This is a genomic window from Devosia sp. P1_H9, assembly GCF_056405135.1.
Window position 1 is genome coordinate 42,634 of sequence record NZ_JBFUCQ010000003.1, and the last position, 19,060, is coordinate 61,693.

The following is a 19,060-nucleotide window of genomic DNA, read 5'->3' on the forward strand; positions in this document are numbered from 1 at the left end:
TGGCCGCTTTCTTGCGCTCTGGCCGCCGGAAACTCAAGCGACGACAGGCACATCGCTACCGGGTGAGGCCCTTGTGGTACTGCACTGGCGTCGCCCCCAGCACGGTGCGGAAATCGGTGATGAAATGCTGCTGGCTGCTATAGCCGAGATCGTAGGCGATGCCGACCCAATCGGGTTCGTCGCTGGCGCGGATCTCAGCTGCGGCGGCCAGCAGGCGTTTGCGCTGCAGCAGCCATTTGAGGCCGATGCCGAGATGGTCGCGGAAGGCCTGCTGTAGCCAGCGCTCGCTGCGGCCGAAGGCTTCGGCTACCGCTGCGACGGTGGTGAGGGTGCCGTTGGTTTCGACGGCGGCAATGATGGCATTGATCTCCTCTAGCGCCTCGTCGGCGGTGGGGGCGGCGGCACGAATGCGCTCGAGCAGCGCGGCGACAGCCTTGTCGTCATCGTGGGCGAGGATGGCGGCGACGCCTCTGGCATCGGCCCAGGGGAAGACCGAGGTCAGCGGCACCACCTTGTCCTGGAGGTCAGCCATTTCGCCTGCCCAGAACGCGTGGAAGCCACCGGGGCGGAAGCGGACGCCGATGATGCGGCCGCTGCCGGCGGCGGAATAGGTGCGCTTGCCGCGGAAGGTGCCCTGGATGCCGGATTCCTGCGCCGAGAAGAATAGATCGACATAGGGCCGGTGCATCACCTCGTCGGAATCGTAGGGGCCGAGCGCGCTGTCCCAGCGGATGATCCAGAAATGCTCGATGAAGCGGGCGAGATCGGGGGGCGGCGGCACAGTGCGGAATTTGACGTGCCGATCGAAGCCCGCCGGATCGAGGCGGCCGCGCGGATCGTATGGAGGTTCCCCGGGCTCGCGCGGCTCGCTGGGCGCTGCGGGTTTCTGAAATACAGGCCTCGGAGCATCGGTCATTGTCGGGTCATCAACTCAACGAGGAAGGTTACGACGATGAACAACAAGCACTTTCTGCGCGGCATGGCCACGGTCAGCTTCTTTGCCGACGATATGACCGCGGCCCGCGATTGGTATACCGAGCTGTTCGGCGTCGAGGCCTATTTCCAGATGCCGAGCCGCGAGGCTCCGGCCTATGTGGAGTTCCGGATCGGCGACAGCGAGGACGAATTCGGCATCATCGACCGCCGCTATGCGCCGGCAGCGATGCAGCCGGGACCGGGCGGCGCGATCCTCCTGTGGCATGTCGACGACATCGAGGCGGCGTTCGCGCGGCTGAAGGAGATGGGCGCCAAAGAGTACGACCCGATCACCAAGCGCGGCGAGACCGGGTTCGTGACGGCGTCGGTGGTCGACCCGTTCGGCAACGTACTGGGGATCATGTACAACCCGCACTACGTAGAGACGGTGGCCGGGCACGCGGCCTGACGCCGCGATGCCGGCGGCGTCAACGCGGCATTCATCCGGAAGGGATTACGGTGTAGCATGCGGCCAGTTAGGCGGCCGTGGTAGACGCCATGCTAGAGCCCCATCCGATCGAGACGTATATCGAGAAGCCGGTCACCGAGGTCTATCGGTTCCTGGCTGCGCCGCGGAACTATCCGCGCTGGGCGGCGGTAGAGGAGGCGTCGTTCAAGCAGATCGGGCCGCTCGAATGGTCTGGTGAGACCGAGTTCGGGCCCCGCATCGTGCGGTTCAGCCCACCCAATGGCGAGGGCATCCTCGACCATGCCGTCTACAAGGCGGGCGAGGAGCCGGTGATGATGCCGATGCGAGTTGTCGCCGATGGCAACCGGACGCTGGTGACCTTCACGTTCTACCGGCGGCCGGGAATGGATGACGAGCAACTGGCATCGGCGCTGGAGTGGATCCGAGCGGACTTTACAGCGCTCAAGTCGATGCTCGAGGTTTGAGGGGGCGGGCGGGTACTTCCGCTGGGTGTAGTCTGACCCCCACCCCTGTCCCCTCCCCCTAAGAATGGGGAGGGAGACGCTGTGGCACCCTTACGCCCCGTACGGGATCCAGACGTTCTTCACTTGCGTGGCCCGCCTCAGGAAGTAGTCGCCTTCGAACTTCGCCTTGTCGCTCAGGTCGTAGTAGAGGCCGCGGCTGGTCCAGGTTTGTTTGACGTTGCCGGCGCTGGCCTTTTCAACCATGGCGGAGGTTTCGGCGTCGCCGGCGAACCAGATGGCGTCGATGCCGTCGTGTTCGGCGAGGGTCTTGGCCAGGACCTTGCTCTCGCCGGTGACGATGTTGATGACGCCCGAGGGAACATCAGAGGTTTCGATGACCTGGTAGAGATCGGTGACCGAGAGCGGCGAGCGTTCCGAGGGGACCAGCACTACGGTATTGCCCATGGCGAGGGCCGGGGCGATGAGCGCGATGGAGCCGAGCAGCGGTCGCGACGGCGGGGCGAGGATGGCCATGGCGCCGATGGCTTCGACCATGGCGGTGGCGATCATGCGCTGCGGCGGGTTGTGCACGGCGCCGTCGTATTTGTCGGCCCAGCCGGCGAAGGCGAAGAGGCGCTCGACGCTGGCCTCGACCTCGGCGGTGCCGTCCTCGCCGGTCTGCGCCTTGATGCGGGCGGCGAATTCCTCGGCGCGGTATTCGAGGTTTTCGGCGAGGAAATAGAGGATCTGGGCGCGGGTGTGGGCGGCCGTGGTGGACCAGCCGAGGGCGGCGCGGGCGGCTTCGACGGCGTTGCGGATGTCCTTGCGGTTGCCGTCGCCGACTTCGCCGACGAGGGTGCCGGTGGGGCCGTAGACGGGGCGGGAGTAGCCGGAATCCGGGCGAGCCTGCTTGCCGCCGATGTACATCTTGGCGGTCTGGTCAATGTCGGCGCTGTCGTCGAGCGGGTTGGCGGCCTTGGCGGGCGCTGCCTTGGCTGCGGCGAAGGGCTTGAGCTCCTTCTCCCAGGCCGGCTTCAGGTACGAGGCCATGCCTTCCTTGCCGCCTTCGCGGCCGAAGCCGGATTCCTTGTAGCCGCCGAAGCCGACGGCGGCGTCGAAATTATTGGTGCCGTTGATCCAGATGACACCGGCCTTGAGCTTGGGCGCGATATCGAGGGCGAGGTTGATGTTCTCGCTCCAGATGGTGGCGGCGAGGCCGTATTTGGTGTTGTTGGCGAGCGCCACGGCCTCTTCCGGGGTGCGGAAGCTCATGGCGACCAGCACCGGGCCGAAGATTTCCTCGGCGGCGACGGTGTTGGCGGGCGAGACGTTGGTGATCAGCGCAGGGCGGAGGAAGCAGCCGCCGCCGGGGGGCAGATCGATATCCGGCTCGTAGAGCTGGCCGCCTTCGGCGACGCCCTTCTTCACCAGGTCGCGGACGCGTTCGACCTGCACCTGGGCGACCAGCGCGCCGATGTCGACGGCCTTGTCGAGCGGGTCGCCGACGCGGAGGGTCGACATGCGCTTCTTCAGCTTGTCGATGAAGCGCTCTTCGATGCTCTCCTGCACGAGTAGGCGCGAGCCGGCGCAGCAGACCTGGCCCTGGTTGAACCAGATGGCGTCGACGAGGCCCTCGATGGCGCTATCGATATCGGCGTCGTCGAAGACGATGTATGGCGACTTGCCGCCGAGTTCGAGCGAGATGCCCTTGCCGGAGCCGGCGGTGGCGCGGCGGATGATCTTGCCGACCTCGGTCGAGCCGGTGAAGGCGATCTTGTCGATGTCGGGGTGGTTGGTGATGGCGGCGCCGGTGTCGCCCTCACCGGTGACGATGTTGACAACGCCCTTGGGGAGCTTGGCCTTCTCGCAGATCTCGGCGAACAGCAGCGCGGTGAGCGAGGTGAACTCGGCGGGCTTGAGGATGACCGTGTTACCGGCAGCGAGCGCCGGGGCGATCTTCCAGGCGAGCATCAGCAGCGGGAAGTTCCACGGGATGATCTGGCCGCAGACGCCATAGGGGACGTGATCTGGGAACTCGCGCTCGAGGTGCTGGGCCCAGCCGGCGTGATGGTAGAAATGGCGGGCTACGAGCGGGATATCGACGTCGCGGCTCTCGCGGATCGGCTTGCCGTTGTCCATGGTTTCGAGCACGGCGAAGAGGCGGGAGTGCTTCTGGATCAGCCGGGCGATGGCATAGAGGTACTTGCCGCGCTGGTAGCCCGAGAGGGCGGCCCAGGGTTTTGCGGCGGCCCGGGCGGCTTTCACCGCGGCGTTGACATCCTCGGCGGTGCCGTCGGTGATCTGGGCGAGGACCTTGCCGTTGGCGGGATTTTCGCTGGCAAAAGTCTTGCCGGGCTTGGTCCAGGCGCCGTTGATGAAATGGCCGAACTTGTTGTCGTGGGCGGCGAGCCAGGCGAGGGCGACATCCGGGGATTCCGGCGCGGGGCCGTAGTCGAGGGAGGTGAAGATTTCGGCGATTTTGTTCATTTTGTTGTTCCCTCGGGAGCGTTCGCGGCCATCTCGAGCATATGTTTCAGGTGGCCCAATTTCATCTTCTGGTCTCTCGTAAGTGGATCAGACAGAAACACTGTGGGGTCCGTTATGAAGTCCCCGGCGAAGATGACCCAATCCCCTACTTCAAACCCAATGCCGCAATCTCCACCACTGCCCTGCATGGCCTCGTAGGTCTGACCGAGTTGACCTTTGATCGGCGTTTCAACACTGAGAAAGACCCGATCTTCCCACCCGGGCTTTCTATTTGGCATTATCGCCGTCACGTGTCCGATGAAGACGACAGGCGCCACGTCGATTTGCGATTCCCAAGTCGGGTCTGGAAACGGCGAGTCCATCTGGCATGCCAGAGGGTTGCCTAGTAGAGCCAGCCAAAGCGCTGCCCCGAGTCCTATGGTGCGTATCATCTTGTCCCTACCCCGCGAAGGGAACGGTCACACCATCGGCATGCGGTAGTCAGCGGCGTAGTGGCCGGTGAGTGTGTGTTCGAGCTGGCGCTCGATGTCGGTGAGCAGCGAGCTGGCGCCGAAGCGGAACAGGTGGGGCTGGAGCCAGTGGGTGCCGAGCTCTTCCTTCATCAGGGCCATGTAGTCGAGCGAGAGCTTCGCCGTGGCGATGCCGCCGGCGGGCTTGTAGCCGATCTCGATGCCGGTTTCCTCGTGGAACCAGCGGATCATGCGGACCATGCTGAGCGAGGTCGGGAGGTTGGCGTTGACCTTTTCCTTGCCGGTCGAGGTCTTGATGAAATCGGCGCCGGCCAGCATGCAGACCAGCGAGGCCTTGGCGACATTAGTCTGCGTCGCCAGTTCGCCGGTGCCGAGGATGGTCTTGATGTGGGCGTCGCCGCAGGCTTTGCGCATGGCGCGGATTTCGTCGTAGAGCGCCTGCCAGTCGCCGCGCAACACCATGCCGCGCTCGATGACGATGTCGATTTCCTTGGCTCCATCGGCGACCGAGGCCTCGATCTCCGCGAGGCGAGTCGAGAGCGGGGCGAGGCCGTGCGGGAAGGCGGTGGAGACCGCCGCGACGTTGATGTTGGTGCCTTCCAGCGCGGCGACGGCGGTCTTGACGAAGCTGTGGTAGACGCAGACGGCGGCGGGCTGGACGTTGAGGTCGCTAACGCCGAAGCCATCGAGGATATCCTGGCGCACCGGGTGGCGGGCCTTGGCGCAGAGGCGCTCGACGCGGCCGGGCGTGTCGTCGGAATTGAGCGTCGTCAGGTCCATCAGGGTGATGGCCTTGAGCAGCCAGGCGGCCTGCCAGTCCTTCTTCACGGTCCGGCGGGCGGGCAGCGTCGACGCGCGGCGTTCGAGTGCCGAGCGGTTCATGCGGACGCGTTCGACCCAGTCGAGATCGAGCGGAAAGCCGGGATTGCGGCGATGGGTGCCAACAGGCGAGACAGTGAGGTCTTTCGACTTGGCCGCGGCAGGCTTCGTTCCGGCTGGCTGATCGACGACGCGAAGTTCCATGAGGTGGCCTCCTTGCCGCATCGGGTTAGCCCCTTTTTGCGGCACTTTGCTGACTGCCATTATCGGCCCAAAAACTCGGGGCCGAAAGAGTGCGGGAGCAGTTGGGCGATGGTCTGCTCGAGCGGGGCGCCGTCTATGCCGTGAGAGACGACGACCACATCTAGATCGGCGAACTCGCGGATGCGCTGGCGGCAGCCGCCGCAGGGGGTCACGGGGGTTGCGCCTGGGCCGGTGACGTAGACGCGCTTGATGCGGTGCGCACCGCCGGCGATCATGGCCGCGATGGCGGAGGCCTCGGCACAATTACCGATGGGGTAAGCGGCGTTCTCGACGTTGCAGCCGGAATAGATTTTGCCGTCGTCAGCAAGGATGGCGACCCCGACCTGGAATTTCGAGTACGGCGCGTAGGCCTTGGCACGAATGGCCACGGCGGCGGCGAAAAGCTCGGCGTCGGTGACGGCCATGCTAGCGCTCCTTGGTGTAGGCGACGCCGCCGGCCTTGGGACCGACCGCCTTGCCGATGAAGCCGGCGAGGACGACGACGGTCAGCACGTAGGGCAGCGCCTGGATGGCCTGCACCGGGATGTGGATGCCGAACAGCTCGGCGTTCTGCAGGCGTATCTGCAGCGCATCGAGGAAGCCGAAGAGCAGGCAGGTGAACATGGCGGGCACCGGCTTCCACTTGGCGAAGATCAGCGCGGCGAGTGCGATGAAGCCCTTGCCGGCAGTCATGTTGTTGCCGAAGCCGGAGCCTTGCGCGATCGAGAAGAAGGCACCAGCAAAGCCGCAGAGCAGCCCGGTGATCAGCACGGCCTGGTAGCGGAGCTTCACCACCGAGATGCCGGCGGTGTCGACCGCCTTGGGGTTCTCGCCGACGGCGCGGAGGCGCAGGCCGAAACGGGTGCGGTAAAGCACGAACCAGGTGATCGGTACGGCGAGGAAGGCGATGTAGACGAGGAGGTTATGGCCCGAGATCAGCTCGGAATAGATCTGGCCGATGACCGGGACGTTGGCGAGTTCGGCGGCAAACGGCAGATCGATATTGCCGAAGCGGCCGCCGGGCGACAGCGGCGGGGTGCGGCCGCCCTGGGCAAACCACTGGATGCCGAGGAAGGTGGTGAGGCCGGCGGCCAGCATGTTGATGGCGACGCCGGCGATGAGCTGGTTGCCTTTGAGCGTGATGGCCGCGAGACCCTGAAGGGCGGCGGTGGTGAGCGAAACGGCAAGGCCGGCGAGGAGGCCGAGCCAGACATTGCCGGTGACGGCGGCCACGGCGGCGGCACCGAAGGCGGCGGCGAGCATCTTGCCCTCAAGCCCGATATCGAAAATGCCGGCGCGCTCGGAATAGAGCCCGGCAAGACAGGCGAGCAGTAGCGGCGTCGACAGGCGGATGGTGGCGTCGAGCGTCGAGAGGACGAGTGCGAGATCCATCTCAGCTCTCCTTGCCGACGGTGTTGCGCACCACAGCCTCGGCCTTCTGTGCCGGCGTGAACAGCGCGAAGACGCGCTGCAGGCCGGGGCGGAACATGCCCTCCATGGCGCCGGTGAAGAGGATCACCAAGGCCTGGATGACGACCACCATTTCCTTGGACAGGCCGGGGATGACGTATTGCAACTCGTTGCCGCCCTGGTAGAGGGCGCCGAACAGCAGGGCGGCGAAGGCGATGCCGACTGGGTGATTGCGACCCATCAGCGCCACGGCGATGCCGACGAAACCGGCGTCGGCGACATAGTCGAGCACGAGCCGGTACTGCACGCCAACCACCTGGTTGACCGCCACCATGCCGGCGAGCGCGCCCGACAGCGTCATGACGATCATGATGATGCGCGAGTTGGAGATGCCGGCGTAGGTCGAGGCGGTGGGGTTGTGGCCGAGTGCGCGCATGGCGAAGCCGAAGCGCGTGTGCCAGATCAGCACGTAGACACCGATGAGGCAGAGAACGGCCAGCACCAGGGTGAAATTGACGTCGGTGTTCTTGAACCACGGGATGAAGGTGCCGAACTTCGGCATGCGCCCTTCGACGGCGATCATCGCCGATTCCGGCGCCATGATGCCGGCGGGCTTCAGCACGTTGACCACCATGTAGACCATGATCGCCGAGGCGATGAAGTTGAACATGATGGTGGTGATGACGACGTGACTGCCGCGCTTGGCCTGCAGGTAGCCTGGAATGAAGGCCCAGAGGCCGCCGACGGCGCCGCCTGCGAGGATGGCGGCCGGGAAGGTCAGCCACCAAGGCAGCGCCTGCATGGCGAGCGCCACGACGATAACGCCGAGGCCGGCGATATAGGCCTGGCCGTTACCGCCGATGTTGAACAGGCCGGCATGGGCGGCGACCGCCACGGCAAGGCCGGTGAAGATGAAGTTGGTCGAGTAGTAGAGCGTGTAGCCGAAATTGTAGCCGTTGCCGAAGGCACCGTTGACGATGGCCTCCAGCGCCGCCAGCGGATTCTGGCCGATGGCAAACACGACTATGCCGGAGACGATGAAGGCCAGCGCCAGGTTGATCACCGGCAGCAGGAGGATATCGGCCCAGCGGGGCAAGGGTTTCAGAACCGCGCTCATGAAGTCGATCCCTCGCCCGCTGCGCGCGGAGTCGAATCGTCGGCCGCGGCGCGCGCCTGGGGGGCGGCCGCCTGCTTGTCGCCGATGCCGGCCATCATCAGGCCGAGTTCGCGTTCGGTGGCGGTGGCCGGGTCAGCTTCGCCCACAATGTGGCCGTCAAACATCACGAGGATGCGGTCGGATAGCGAGCGGATCTCGTCGAGTTCGACCGAGACGAGGAGGATCGCCTTGCCGGCATCGCGCATCTTGATGATCTGGTTGTGGATGAACTCGATGGCGCCGATGTCGACGCCGCGGGTCGGCTGGCCGACGATGAGCACATCCGGGTTGCGCTCCATCTCGCGGGCGAGGACGATCTTCTGCTGGTTGCCGCCGGAGAAGTTGGCGGTCTTCAGCCGCTCGTTGGCCGGGCGGATATCGAACTTCTTGATGCGCTCGCGCGATTGGGCGCGGGCGGCATCGAGGTCGAGGATGAAGCCTTTGCCGTAGGCCTTGTCGTCCTGGTAGCCGAGGATGGCGTTCTCCCATTCCTCGAAGGCAGTGATCAGGCCCATGCGCTGCCGGTCTTCCGGCACGTGGGCAAGGCCGGCCTGGCGCGCGCGATGCGCACCGTCATCGCCCTCGAGCGACAGCGGCGTGCCCTTGAGGCGCACGATGCCGGCGGTCTGGTCGCGCATGCCGGAGACCGACTCGAGCAATTCGGACTGGCCATTGCCGGCGACGCCGGCGATGCCGACGATCTCGCCGGCGCGGACGGTGAAGCTCACATCCTTGACGCGGGTGACGCCGAGGTCGTCCTTGACCACGAGGTGCTCGACGCCGAGCAGCACTTCACCCGGATTGGCGGGGCCCTTTTCGACGCGCAGCAGCACGCGGCGGCCGACCATCAGCTCGGCGAGTTGTTCGGGATTGGTATCGGAGGTCTTGAGCGTCTCGACGATGGCGCCCTGGCGCATGACCGAGACATAGTCGGTGATGGCCATGATCTCGCGCAGCTTGTGCGTGATCAGGATGATGGTCTTGCCCTGGTCGCGCAGCTCGCGCAGCACGCGGAACAGGTCGTCGGCCTCGGACGGGGTGAGCACGCCCGTCGGCTCGTCGAGGATCAGCACGTCGGCGCCGCGATAGAGGGCCTTCAGGATTTCGACGCGCTGCTGGGTGCCCACCGAGACATCCTCGATGATCGCATCAGGATTGACGTCGAGGCGGTACTCCTTGGCGAGGCGGGTCAGTTCCTTGCGGGCGCGCTCGAGGCTGGGGCCGAGCAGCGCATTGTCCTCGGCGCCGAGCACGACGTTTTCGAGGATGGAGAAATTGTCGACCAGCATGAAGTGCTGGTGGACCATGCCGATGCCGAGCGCCAAAGCGTGGCGGCTGTCGGTGATGGCGTGGGGGGTGCCGTTGACGCGGATCTCGCCGCTATCGGCGTGGTAGAAGCCGTAGAGGATCGACATCAGCGTCGACTTGCCGGCGCCGTTTTCGCCGACGATGCCGTGGACCGAGCCGCGGCGGATCGACAGGTCGATGTCCTTGTTGGCGTGGACCGGCCCGAACCGCTTGTTGATCTTGATCAGCTCGATGGCGAAATCGGAGGCGGCCAAAGACGCAACGGCCCTTTCGGGCCGCTGCGCTGATTGATCACCCATGGGGGTGCCAGGTTCGACCAAGGGTCAGACGCCCGGGCAGGTCGAGTCAGTGGTGTAGTCGTGCACCTTGATCTCGCCCGACTGGATCTTGGCCGAGAAGTCGTCGACCTTGGTCTTGATGTCGTCGGTGATCAGCGCCTTGTTGTTGTCGTCGAGCGCATAACCGACGCCGTTCTGGGCGAGGCCCATGACGGTGATGCCGGGCTTGAAGGTAGCATCGTCGCCGGCTTCCTTCATCGCGGTGGTGACGGCGACGTCGACGCGCTTCAGCATCGAGGTCAGGACCGAACCGGGGTGCAGGTAGTTCTGGTTGCTGTCGACGCCGATCGAGAGCTTGCCCGCGTCGGCTGCAGCCTGCAGCACGCCGAGGCCTGAACCGCCGGCGGCGGCGAAGACGACGTCGGCACCGGCATCGAACTGGGCCTTGGTCAGTTCACCGGCGGTGACCGGATCGTTCCAGGCGGCCGGGGTGGTGCCGGTGTAGTTTTCGATCAGCTTGACGTCGGCCTTGGCGGCCTTCGCGCCCTGAGCATAGCCGCAGTAGAACTTGTGGATGATCGGCACGTCCATGCCGCCCACGAAGCCCACGGTGCCGGTGGTCGACTTCAGCGCCGCGATGGCGCCGACGAGGAACGAGCCGGTGTGCTCGTCGAAGATGATCGACTGCACGTTCGGCGCATCGACGACGGCATCGATCACGACGAAATTTGTGTCGGGGAATTCAGCGGCGACGGTGCCAAGCGCGGTGCCCCACGAGAAGCCGGCCATGACGATCGGGTTGGCACCCTGCGAAGCGAAGCGGCGGAGAGCCTGCTCGCGCTGCGCGTCGTCCTTCAGCTCGAGATCGACGTAAGAACCACCGGTTTCCTTCTTCCAGGCTTCGGCGCCGTTGAAGGCCGCTTCGTTGAAGGATTTGTCGAACTTACCACCCAGATCGTAGATGATCGCCGGATCGGCAAGGGCAGCACCGGCTGCGAGAACCGACATCGCCACGCCCGCGGCGAGCGCACTGATGCGCTTCGAAAAAAAGTTCATGGATCAGTCTCCCTGTGTCGCGTCCGGCAACGGCACATGCCGCCCTGACAGCCCGGCGCGTTGGGAAGGAATACAATCCTGCAAACCGACGCTCTGCAAGAGGGGGCTGTGCAGATTTTGACCAAGTGGGCAAAATTCGTGATGCGAGGGTTTACGCGCGGGCCCGACGGCGGCTGTGCGGCTCTGTGTTGGGCCAATAACATCCCACCGACGTCATTCCCGCGAAGGCGGGAACCTAGTGAGATGCTGCAACGCCACCGGAAGTTGAAAGACCGCACCGGGTCCCCGCCTTCGCGGGGATGACGCCGGTGGGTGGGGAGCTCAGGGGAGCATCACGCGGTGATCGGCTTTACCTCTACCCCCATCGCCTCGCCAAACCGTTCGAAGAAGCCGTCGATGACTTTTTGGGCGGAGGAGCCGATGAGGGCCTTGCCGAACTTCATGATGCCGCCGTCGGCGCCGCCATTGGCGACAAAGACCAGCTGGGTGTCGTGGCCGGCGTCGGTGAGGACGATGTCGGCGGCGGCTTCGGCCTTGCCGAGGAGGCCGCCGCGGCCCTTGCCGGCGAGGGTGTAGCGTTCGGCCGGGATGATGTCGCGGAGTTCCAGGTCGCCAGAAAAGACGGGCTGCATGAGGCCGAGATTGACCTCGATCTCGAGCTCCAGCGTGGTCTCGCCGGTCCAGTCGATGCGGCGGCAGCCGGGGATAGTGGCCTTCAGCACCTGGGTGTCGTTCAGCGCCTTCCAGACGGCCTGCCGTGGCGCCGAAACGAGGTACTTGCCGCCGAATTCCATGCCGTCATTCCCTCGTACCGATGCTGTAATACTTAGCTAGCGCGCGATGCCTGAAGCCACAACCGCGGCACCACTGCAACGGTTGCCGCAATCTTGGTGCAAGGCCCTTTTCGTGAGGCTTTTAAGCACCATATCGCGCAAAATAGGCGGTGCCGATATAAGCAACATTGGCAACTGACGCCGGGAACGTGAATCATGTCACCTCAAGGTGACCGATAGAGGGAACGCATCCAAATGGCCACTGAAGTGATGGAAAAGCCCCTGCAGTATCTCGACAAGGCGATGGGAGCGATCAAGCAGCTCGGCATTTGGCCTGAGCAGTCCGCCGAACAGCCGATCACCGGGCTGTTGAACGAGATTACCGACCTCGACGAGAACAAGGTCATCCTCATCGGCCGCACGCTGACGCAGGCGAGCGCCTTCAACGAGGTGGTGCGCAGCCAAGTCGCGGCGATGAATGTCGGCGAGCGCTACGAGGACATCACCAACGGCTTCAACTCCATCCGCGACGACGCCAAGGGGCTGGTGGACCAGCTCGACGACGGCAAGCTCGACCTGATGGAGCGCGTTTCCAACGTCTGGATGAAGGTCAGCCGTGGCGATATCGCCACCCGTTTCGACAAGATCCGCGACACCTATCTCGACGTCTCCAAGGAGACCAAGAACCAGGTCGACCGCGAGCACACCATTCTCGAGGCGTATCGCGATTTCCGCGGCGCGCTGAAGCAGGCCGAAGTGATGGCGCTCGAACTGCTCGATATCGCCACCAAGAAGCTCGACGAGAGGAAAGCTACGCTGAGCGCCTCGAGCGATGCACTCGCAGCGTTCACCACCGGTACGCCGGCGGACCGGGCGAAGCTCGAAATGGACCGCGACGAGAAGCTGCGCGACCTGCAGAATGAGGAGCGCCGCTACCAGATCGCCAAGGACCTCTCGGACAACCTCACCATCTCCTACTCGACGTCGGAAGTGGTGATGGCGCGGCTGATGCAGACGACGCAGGCCAAGGAGCGGGTATACCAGCAGGCGATTTCGTTCTTTTCGACCAACGAGACGGTGTTCACGGCGCTGTCGGCCTCGTTCACGGGCCTGTTCGGCTTGCATGAATCGACCGAAACGCTGAACGCCATGAAGGAAGGCATGTCCAAGAGCCTCGAGACGCTCTCGGAGATCGGCGACCGGGTTGGCGAGGCGGCGGTGAAGGCCGGCTACGGCCCGACGATCCGCGCCGATGCGGTCAAGAAGCTGGTCGACTCGGTGGTGACGTTCCAGGAGAAATCGCGGGTCATCATCAACGAGATGCGCGACCAGGCAACCAAGAATTCGGCCGAAATCCGCGATGCCGTGGAAGACGGCAAACGCCGCCTGGCGCAACTCGCGGCCGACGGCAACGCGCTGTTGCTCGAAACCAAGAACTAGGTCGGGGAACCGCAGGCTCGCAGCAGATGAGCACGACTACGGCGACCGCCGAGAAGGCCCCGCTCGACGAAGTGATGCTGGCGATGGACGTGGTCGACACGCTCCGTCACCGACAGGACCTCGTCGAGCGCGAACTCGCGGGCGATGCCCGCGAGAAGCAACTGATCGAGAAGCTGCGCGAGATCTATCACCAGCAGGGCATCGAGGTGACCGACGCGGTGCTCGCCGAGGGGGTGAAGGCGCTCGACGAGAGCCGCTTCGTCTACACGCCGCCCAAGCCGAGCCTCGGGGTGAGCCTCGCCAAGCTCTATGTCGGGCGGAAGAAATGGGGGCCGGCGGCGCTGGCCATCACGCTGATCCTGGTGATCGGGCTCGGCGGCTATTTCTTCGCCTACAAGCCCTACCAGCAGGCGCAGATCGAGGGTGCGCGGATCGAGCTCAGCGAGAAGCTGCCGGCTGAGATGGATGTGCTGTACCAGGCGATCTTCGACGAGACCAAGGTGCAGCAGGCGGTCGGCGAGGCCGAGGAGATGCGCGCCCGCGGCAAGACCGCGGCGGCCGAGGGCAACCGGACCGGCGCCGAGCAGGCGATCGCCTCGCTCACCGGGCTGCGCGACCAAATCCGGCAGGCATACCAGCTCAAGATCGTCAACCGGCCCGACCAGAAGACCGGGTTCTGGACCTTCCCCGAGATCAACACGGCGGCGACCAACTACTATGTGGTGGTCGAGGCGATCGGCGATGACGGCAAGCCGCTGACGCTGCCGATCACCAACGAGGAGAACGGCCAGACCGAGAATGTCGCAATCTGGGGCGTGCGGGTGCCGGAGAGCACCTATCGCGCGGTGGAGAGCGACAAGAAGGATGACGGCATCCTGCAGCGCAACGTGCTGGGGTTGAAGGAGTATGGGTTCTTGGAGCCGGATTACGTGATGCCGGTTCTGGGCGGGGCAGTAACGCGGTGGTAGCGCCATGAGCCTTTCCGGACCCGAGGCCCTGCGTTCGCTGGACGAGGCGCTGCGCGACATCCGCCGCGAGGAGGATGAGATCGCCAAGCGCCTGGCGCGCTCGGCCGAACTCGTCACCAAGTTCAAGGAAACCGAGAGCGAACTGCTCAGGCAGCTGGCCGAGGTGCGGCTCGACCCGTCGGTGCAGGCGGCGCTGACCGGGCGGCTGAGCCAGGCCGAGGTGAAGGCACGTGAATTGCTGAGCAAGCACGGCGCCGACCTCGATGCGGCGGAGGGCGAACTCAAGGGGCTCGATGCGCAGATCGCGGCGCTGGCCAAAGAACGCACCGAGCAGGCCGCGGCGGCCGAGAAGGCGCAGGGCGAGTTGAAGGTGCTGGCCGACAAGGTGTCGGTCGAGGCCGTGAAGAACCCTGAATATGCCGAGAAGCGCAAGGCGGCCGAGCAACTGGCGCAGGTGGCCGGCGAGAGCATCCGCAAGACGGAGCAGGCGGAAGCCGATCGCGAGCAGAAGGGGCGACCGTATCGCGACGACCCTCTGTTCATGTACCTGTGGGAACGCGGCTTCGGCACCAAGAACTACCGCGAGAACAACCTCATCCAGTATTTCGATAGCCTGATCGCGCGGCTGGTCGGGTTCCCCGAGGCGCGGGTGAACTTCGCCATGCTGAACGAAATCCCGCTGCGGCTGCGCGAGCATGCCGAGCGGCAGCAGCAGATCGCGCAGGCGGCAGTGGACGAGGTCACCCGGCTCGAGAAGGCGGCGGTGGATGCGGCCGGCGGCAAGCCGACGCGCGAGCTGCTGGAGAAGGCACAAGCGCGGATCGCGGCCATCGACCAGGAGATGGTGGCGGCCGAGGACAAGCGCGACGAACAGGCGCGCGAGCAGCGCGAACTGGCGCAGGGGAGCGACCCGGCGTTCAGCTCGGCAGTGAGCGGGCTGGCGGAGGCGCTGGGCCGCGAGGACATCAAGACGCTGCTGGCGGAGGCGCGCGCCACCGAGACCGGGCAGGACGACACGATCGTCAAGCAGATCGACGAGACCCGGCAGCGCGCCAGCGAGGAAGACGGCGACAGCCGCGAGCAGAAGAGCCGGCTGAAGACGCTGGCGGCGCGGCGGCGCGAGCTCGAGGACATCCAGTACGAGTTCAAGAAGCAGAATTTCGACAACCCACGCTCGACCTTCCGCGAGGACAAGCTGGTCGGGGACCTGCTCAACGATTTCCTGCGCGGCGGCATTACTGCCGCAGACTACTGGGGCCAGTGGCGGCGGAGCCAGAACTGGACGGGCGGCGTCGAGCCACGGCAACAGCAGCAGGACTCGCCGTGGGGCGGCAATAGCGGCGGCTTCCAGTGGCCGGATTCGAGCTTTGGCGGCGGGCCTTCGGGCGGACGCCGGGATGGTGGGTTCGGTGGGGGCTGGGGTCGCCTGCCAACGGGCGGTGGCGGGTTTGGCGGCGGCGGCTCGAGCGGTGGCGGCGGCGGGTTCTCGCGGCCGCGCACGGGCTCCAGCGGCAACCGGACGACCGGCGGGTTCAAGACCGGCGGCGGGTTTTAGGCGGGCTGGAGACGTCCGCTCGTGGCCAGATGGCGAGCGCTTTGTCGCGCCCTGGGTTTCACATCTCGTGCTGACCGACACGCACAACCAGCATAGCGATCACCTGCTGCCGTTTGCCCTACCCCGAGTGACCGGCGCAGGCTGGGATGTCCTTGATAGGGGCGCCGGTGAGAACCGTGGACAGGGGCTGGTTGCTGAGGAGCGGGGCGAGGCCGGTGGCGCCAGGGAGGGCGATGAGGGCGGAGACGGTGGTCTTGGCGGGATCGATCGCTTCGGTTCGGCAGAACTTTGGCGACAGCGAAACGGAGAGGGTGTTGTTGCCCTGTGGCAGGGTTTTTGCCCAGGCCTGGGCTTCGCGGATCGCCTGCTTGTCGGGGTCAGAAAAGCCGAACAGGTAGTAGTTGCGCTCGCCGCTGGGGGGCGGCAGCGTGCCGGCGAGTTCGGCGGCGTCGGCGGCGACCAGGGTCGCCTTGATGTGGCGCTCACCGCTGGCCTGGGTGGTGATGTCGAAGCTGAGCGTGGAGCCGCCCGGGACCGGCTCGAGGGCCGGGGGCAGATCGAAGGCGAGGAGCAGGGTGGCGACGTCGTCGTTGAGATAGTCGAGGCCGCGGAGCTTGCTGGCGGTGCCGATGGGGATGGAGGAGCAGGCGGCGAGTGCGGTGGCGGCCAGGATGACGGCGATGCGGGTGGTCCGGCGGATCAAGTTCCCCTCCCCTGCCCCAGTGAAGGAGCGTCGACCGATGCGTACGAGATTCCCGGGCTTGGGGGAATGGCGGAGACGGGTTCCCGCCCTGCATCATGGCTCCCCCATTCTTCCGGCCGGAGAGGCCGCTTCCTGCGTGGTGGTACTTAAGGGCGCCGACTAATCCCCGCGATTTCGGCCAGCCCTATCCTCTCCCTCGAACAGGGCAAGGGACAGGTTCATGGAAGACAGCAAGCGTCGGGCGCGAAACGTCGAGCGGCTCAAGCAGCTTTATCCGGCATTCGCGGCTCGCCTGCAGCGGGTGATCGAGACGCTGGAGGCGGCAGGACTCCGGCCGCGCATCCAGGACGCGTGGCGTTCGCAGGAGGATCAGCTCAAGGCGTTCAACGCGGGCCACTCGAAGCTGAAATACGGGTTCCACAATGTCACCGGCAAGGACGGGACGCCCGAGGCGCTGGCGGTGGACCTGCTCGATGACGACAACCCGCTCAACTCGCGCAAATCCTACCTGCTGCAGCTGGCAGCGGCGGCGCGGGCGGCCGGCGTAACGACCGGCGTCCGCTGGGGCGTGCCCCAGCATCTGCTCGGAGGACTGGAACAGGCGATCGAAAACGCCGACTGGGATGCCAACGTGAAGATCGGCTGGGACCCGACACATGTCGAGCCCGTGGGGATCAGGGTTTCCGAGGCGCGCGCCGGCAAGCGGCCGAACTAGCCGAAGACGCTGGCGCCGCGATCCGCCGTGCCCACCAGGGCGCGGAAGCCGGCGAAGAGTTCGCGGCCCATGCCATAGTGCTCGCGGCGGAGATCCTCGGTCGCGGGGGTGCGGGAGAGGAATTCGCGTTCGTCGCCGATGAAGGTCAACGTGCCTTCGTTGGCGTCGAGGCGGATCAGGTCGCCGTCGCGGATCTTGGCGATGGCGCCGCCGTCGCTGGCTTCGGGCGTCATGTGGATGGCAGCGGGGATCTTGCCGGAGGCACCGGACATGCGGCCGTCGGTGACCAGCGCAACCTTGTGGCCGCGGTCCTGCAGGATGCCGAGCTGCGGGGTGAGCTTGTGGAGCTCGGGCATGCCGACGGACTTGGGGCCTTGGAACCGAACCACGGCGATGACGTCGCCGTTGAGCTCGCCGTTCTTGAAGGCGGCCTGCATGCCCTCCTGGGTGTGGAAGACGCGGGCCTTCGCTTCGACGACGCGGTTCTCGGGCTTCACGGCCGAGACCTTGATCACCGACTTGCCGAGGTTGCCCGAGAGCACCTTGAGGCCGCCATTGGCGGAGAAGGCGTCCTTCACCGGCGCGAGCACCTTGGGGTCGCCGGAGACGGCCGGCGAGGGCTCGAAGGCGAGCTTGTCCTCGATCAGCTTGGCTTCGACGGTGTAACCCGAGAGGCCCTGGCCCCACACGGTCTTGACGTCTTCGTGCAGGTACCCGGCTTCGAGCAGTTCGCGGATCAAAAAGCCCATGCCGCCGGCGGCGTGGAAGTGGTTCACGTCGGCGATGCCGTTGGGATAGACGCGGGCGAGTAGCGGGACGGCGCCGGAAAGCTCCGACATATCCTCCCAGGTCACCTTGAGGCCGGCCGCGGCGGCGATGGCGACGAGGTGCATGGTGTGGTTGGTGGAACCACCTGTCGCAAGCAGCCCGACGAGGCCGTTGACAATGGCCTTCTCGTCGACGACGTGGCCGATCGGGGTGTAGTCGTTGCCCTCGGCGGTGAGCGACAGGGCGCGCTTGGTGGCTTCGCGGGTCAGCGCATCGCGCAACGGAGTGTTGGGATTGACGAAGCTGGCGCCCGGCAAATGCAGGCCCATGATCTCCATCAGCATCTGGTTGGAGTTGGCGGTGCCGTAGAAGGTGCAGGTGCCGGGCGAGTGGTAGGACTTGGCCTCGCTCTCGAGCAGTTCGGCGCGGCCGACCTTGCCCTCGGCATAGAGCTGGCGGACCTTGGCCTTCTCGTCGTTGGAGATGCCGGTGGGCATCGGGCCGGCGGGGACGAACACGGCGGGGAGGTGCCCGAAGGTCAGCGCGCCGATCATCAGGCCGGGGACGATCTTGTCGCAGATGCCGAGATAGACGGCGGCATCGAACATGTTGTGGCTGAGCGCGATGGCGGTCGACATGGCGATGACGTCGCGGCTGAACAGGCTGAGGTCCATGCCCGCCTGGCCCTGGGTGACGCCGTCGCACATGGCGGGGACGCCGCCGGCGACCTGCGCGGTCTGGCCGATGGAGCGGGCTGCGTCCTTGATGATGTCGGGATAGGTTGCGTAGGGCTGATGGGCGCTCAGCATGTCGTTGTAGGAGGTGACGATGCCGAGGTTCAGCGCCTTCGACCCGGCGAGCTTTGCCTTGTCCGACGGCGAGCAGGCGGCGAAGCCGTGGGCGAGGTTGCCGCACGCGAGCACCGAGCGGTTGACGCCCTGGCCGCGCGCGGCGTCGATGCGCTCGAGATATTCGCGGCGTGAGCCGGCACTCCGGGCCGCGATGCGGTCGGTGACTTCCTGGACGATCTTGACGACGGACATCTCATGCTCCTTGGGGGAGC

Annotated in this window: 18 protein-coding genes; 6 read left to right on the forward strand and 12 right to left on the reverse strand. The window is 65.7% G+C overall.

Translation table 11 applies throughout. The annotated features are described in order from the left end of the window. Positions 1–55: 55 nt before the first annotated feature. Positions 56–916: a helix-turn-helix domain-containing protein gene (locus tag AC1DYL_RS06345; RefSeq protein ID WP_477172465.1), complete on the reverse strand. Its 861-nt coding sequence runs from the start codon at positions 914–916 to the stop codon at positions 56–58. Between the two features lie 36 nt (positions 917–952). On the opposite strand from AC1DYL_RS06345, the gene AC1DYL_RS06350 reads away from it, so the two are divergent. Beyond that, a complete protein-coding gene (locus AC1DYL_RS06350; protein WP_477150779.1) occupies positions 953–1,384 on the forward strand; it encodes a VOC family protein in 432 nt (143 codons plus the stop codon). Positions 1,385–1,473: 89 nt separating this feature from the next. Beyond that, on the forward strand, positions 1,474–1,869 hold the full coding sequence (locus AC1DYL_RS06355; RefSeq protein ID WP_477150780.1) for an SRPBCC family protein: 396 nt from the start codon (positions 1,474–1,476) through the stop codon (positions 1,867–1,869). Between the two features lie 90 nt (positions 1,870–1,959). Here the strand turns inward: AC1DYL_RS06355 and AC1DYL_RS06360 are convergent, their stop codons facing one another. The 9 genes from AC1DYL_RS06360 to AC1DYL_RS06400 all read right to left on the reverse strand — a co-directional run bounded on the left by AC1DYL_RS06360 (position 1,960) and on the right by AC1DYL_RS06400 (position 11,869). Continuing rightward, positions 1,960–4,335 (reverse strand): aldehyde dehydrogenase family protein, encoded by a 2,376-nt coding sequence (locus AC1DYL_RS06360; protein ID WP_477172466.1) that lies wholly within the window; start codon positions 4,333–4,335, stop codon positions 1,960–1,962. Continuing rightward, positions 4,332–4,697, reverse strand: a complete 366-nt coding sequence (locus AC1DYL_RS06365; protein WP_477172467.1) for a hypothetical protein — start codon at positions 4,695–4,697, stop codon at positions 4,332–4,334. The genes AC1DYL_RS06360 and AC1DYL_RS06365 overlap by 4 nt, the downstream gene beginning before the upstream one ends. A 96-nt stretch (positions 4,698–4,793) precedes the next feature. Next, on the reverse strand, positions 4,794–5,828 hold the full coding sequence (gene deoC, locus AC1DYL_RS06370; RefSeq protein WP_477172468.1) for a deoxyribose-phosphate aldolase: 1,035 nt from the start codon (positions 5,826–5,828) through the stop codon (positions 4,794–4,796). A 59-nt stretch (positions 5,829–5,887) separates the two neighbouring features. Continuing rightward, positions 5,888–6,292: a cytidine deaminase gene (locus tag AC1DYL_RS06375; RefSeq protein WP_477172469.1), complete on the reverse strand. Its 405-nt coding sequence runs from the start codon at positions 6,290–6,292 to the stop codon at positions 5,888–5,890. Between the two features lies 1 nt (position 6,293). Beyond that, complete coding sequence (locus AC1DYL_RS06380) at positions 6,294–7,259, reverse strand: ABC transporter permease (RefSeq protein WP_477172470.1); 966 nt, start codon at positions 7,257–7,259, stop codon at positions 6,294–6,296. Between the two features lies 1 nt (position 7,260). After that, positions 7,261–8,394, reverse strand: a complete 1,134-nt coding sequence (locus AC1DYL_RS06385) for an ABC transporter permease (RefSeq protein WP_477172471.1) — start codon at positions 8,392–8,394, stop codon at positions 7,261–7,263. Then, complete coding sequence (locus AC1DYL_RS06390) at positions 8,391–10,040, reverse strand: ABC transporter ATP-binding protein (protein WP_477172472.1); 1,650 nt, start codon at positions 10,038–10,040, stop codon at positions 8,391–8,393. The genes AC1DYL_RS06385 and AC1DYL_RS06390 overlap by 4 nt, the downstream gene beginning before the upstream one ends. A 24-nt stretch (positions 10,041–10,064) precedes the next feature. After that, complete coding sequence (locus AC1DYL_RS06395; protein ID WP_477150787.1) at positions 10,065–11,075, reverse strand: BMP family lipoprotein; 1,011 nt, start codon at positions 11,073–11,075, stop codon at positions 10,065–10,067. Positions 11,076–11,407: 332 nt separating this feature from the next. After that, positions 11,408–11,869 carry a CoxG family protein gene (locus AC1DYL_RS06400; protein WP_477150788.1) on the reverse strand — a complete coding sequence of 154 codons (462 nt, stop codon included), beginning with the start codon at positions 11,867–11,869 and terminating at the stop codon, positions 11,408–11,410. Positions 11,870–12,103: 234 nt separating this feature from the next. Here AC1DYL_RS06400 and AC1DYL_RS06405 point away from each other — a divergent pair, with 234 nt between their 5' ends. From AC1DYL_RS06405 to AC1DYL_RS06415, 3 genes are read left to right on the forward strand one after another with little or no spacing between them, the layout of a single operon-like run. Further along, positions 12,104–13,288 carry a cell surface protein gene (locus tag AC1DYL_RS06405; RefSeq protein ID WP_477150789.1) on the forward strand — a complete coding sequence of 395 codons (1,185 nt, stop codon included), beginning with the start codon at positions 12,104–12,106 and terminating at the stop codon, positions 13,286–13,288. A gap of 26 nt (positions 13,289–13,314) precedes the next feature. After that, positions 13,315–14,256: a DUF6384 family protein gene (locus AC1DYL_RS06410; protein ID WP_477172473.1), complete on the forward strand. Its 942-nt coding sequence runs from the start codon at positions 13,315–13,317 to the stop codon at positions 14,254–14,256. 4 nt (positions 14,257–14,260) lie between these two features. Next, the gene (locus AC1DYL_RS06415) at positions 14,261–15,811 is read left to right on the forward strand and encodes a hypothetical protein (protein ID WP_477172474.1); all 1,551 of its coding nucleotides are present in this window, start codon (positions 14,261–14,263) and stop codon (positions 15,809–15,811) included. Positions 15,812–15,929: 118 nt separating this feature from the next. On the opposite strand, the gene AC1DYL_RS06420 is transcribed toward AC1DYL_RS06415, so the two are convergent. Further along, complete coding sequence (locus AC1DYL_RS06420; RefSeq protein ID WP_477172475.1) at positions 15,930–16,514, reverse strand: hypothetical protein; 585 nt, start codon at positions 16,512–16,514, stop codon at positions 15,930–15,932. A gap of 220 nt (positions 16,515–16,734) precedes the next feature. On the opposite strand from AC1DYL_RS06420, the gene AC1DYL_RS06425 reads away from it, so the two are divergent. Next, positions 16,735–17,229: a hypothetical protein gene (locus AC1DYL_RS06425; RefSeq protein WP_477172476.1), complete on the forward strand. Its 495-nt coding sequence runs from the start codon at positions 16,735–16,737 to the stop codon at positions 17,227–17,229. On the opposite strand, the gene edd is transcribed toward AC1DYL_RS06425, so the two are convergent. Beyond that, positions 17,226–19,040: a phosphogluconate dehydratase gene (gene edd / locus AC1DYL_RS06430; protein ID WP_477172477.1), complete on the reverse strand. Its 1,815-nt coding sequence runs from the start codon at positions 19,038–19,040 to the stop codon at positions 17,226–17,228. The two genes, AC1DYL_RS06425 and edd, sit on opposite strands and share 4 nt — an antisense overlap. Between the last annotated feature and the right edge of the window lie 20 nt (positions 19,041–19,060).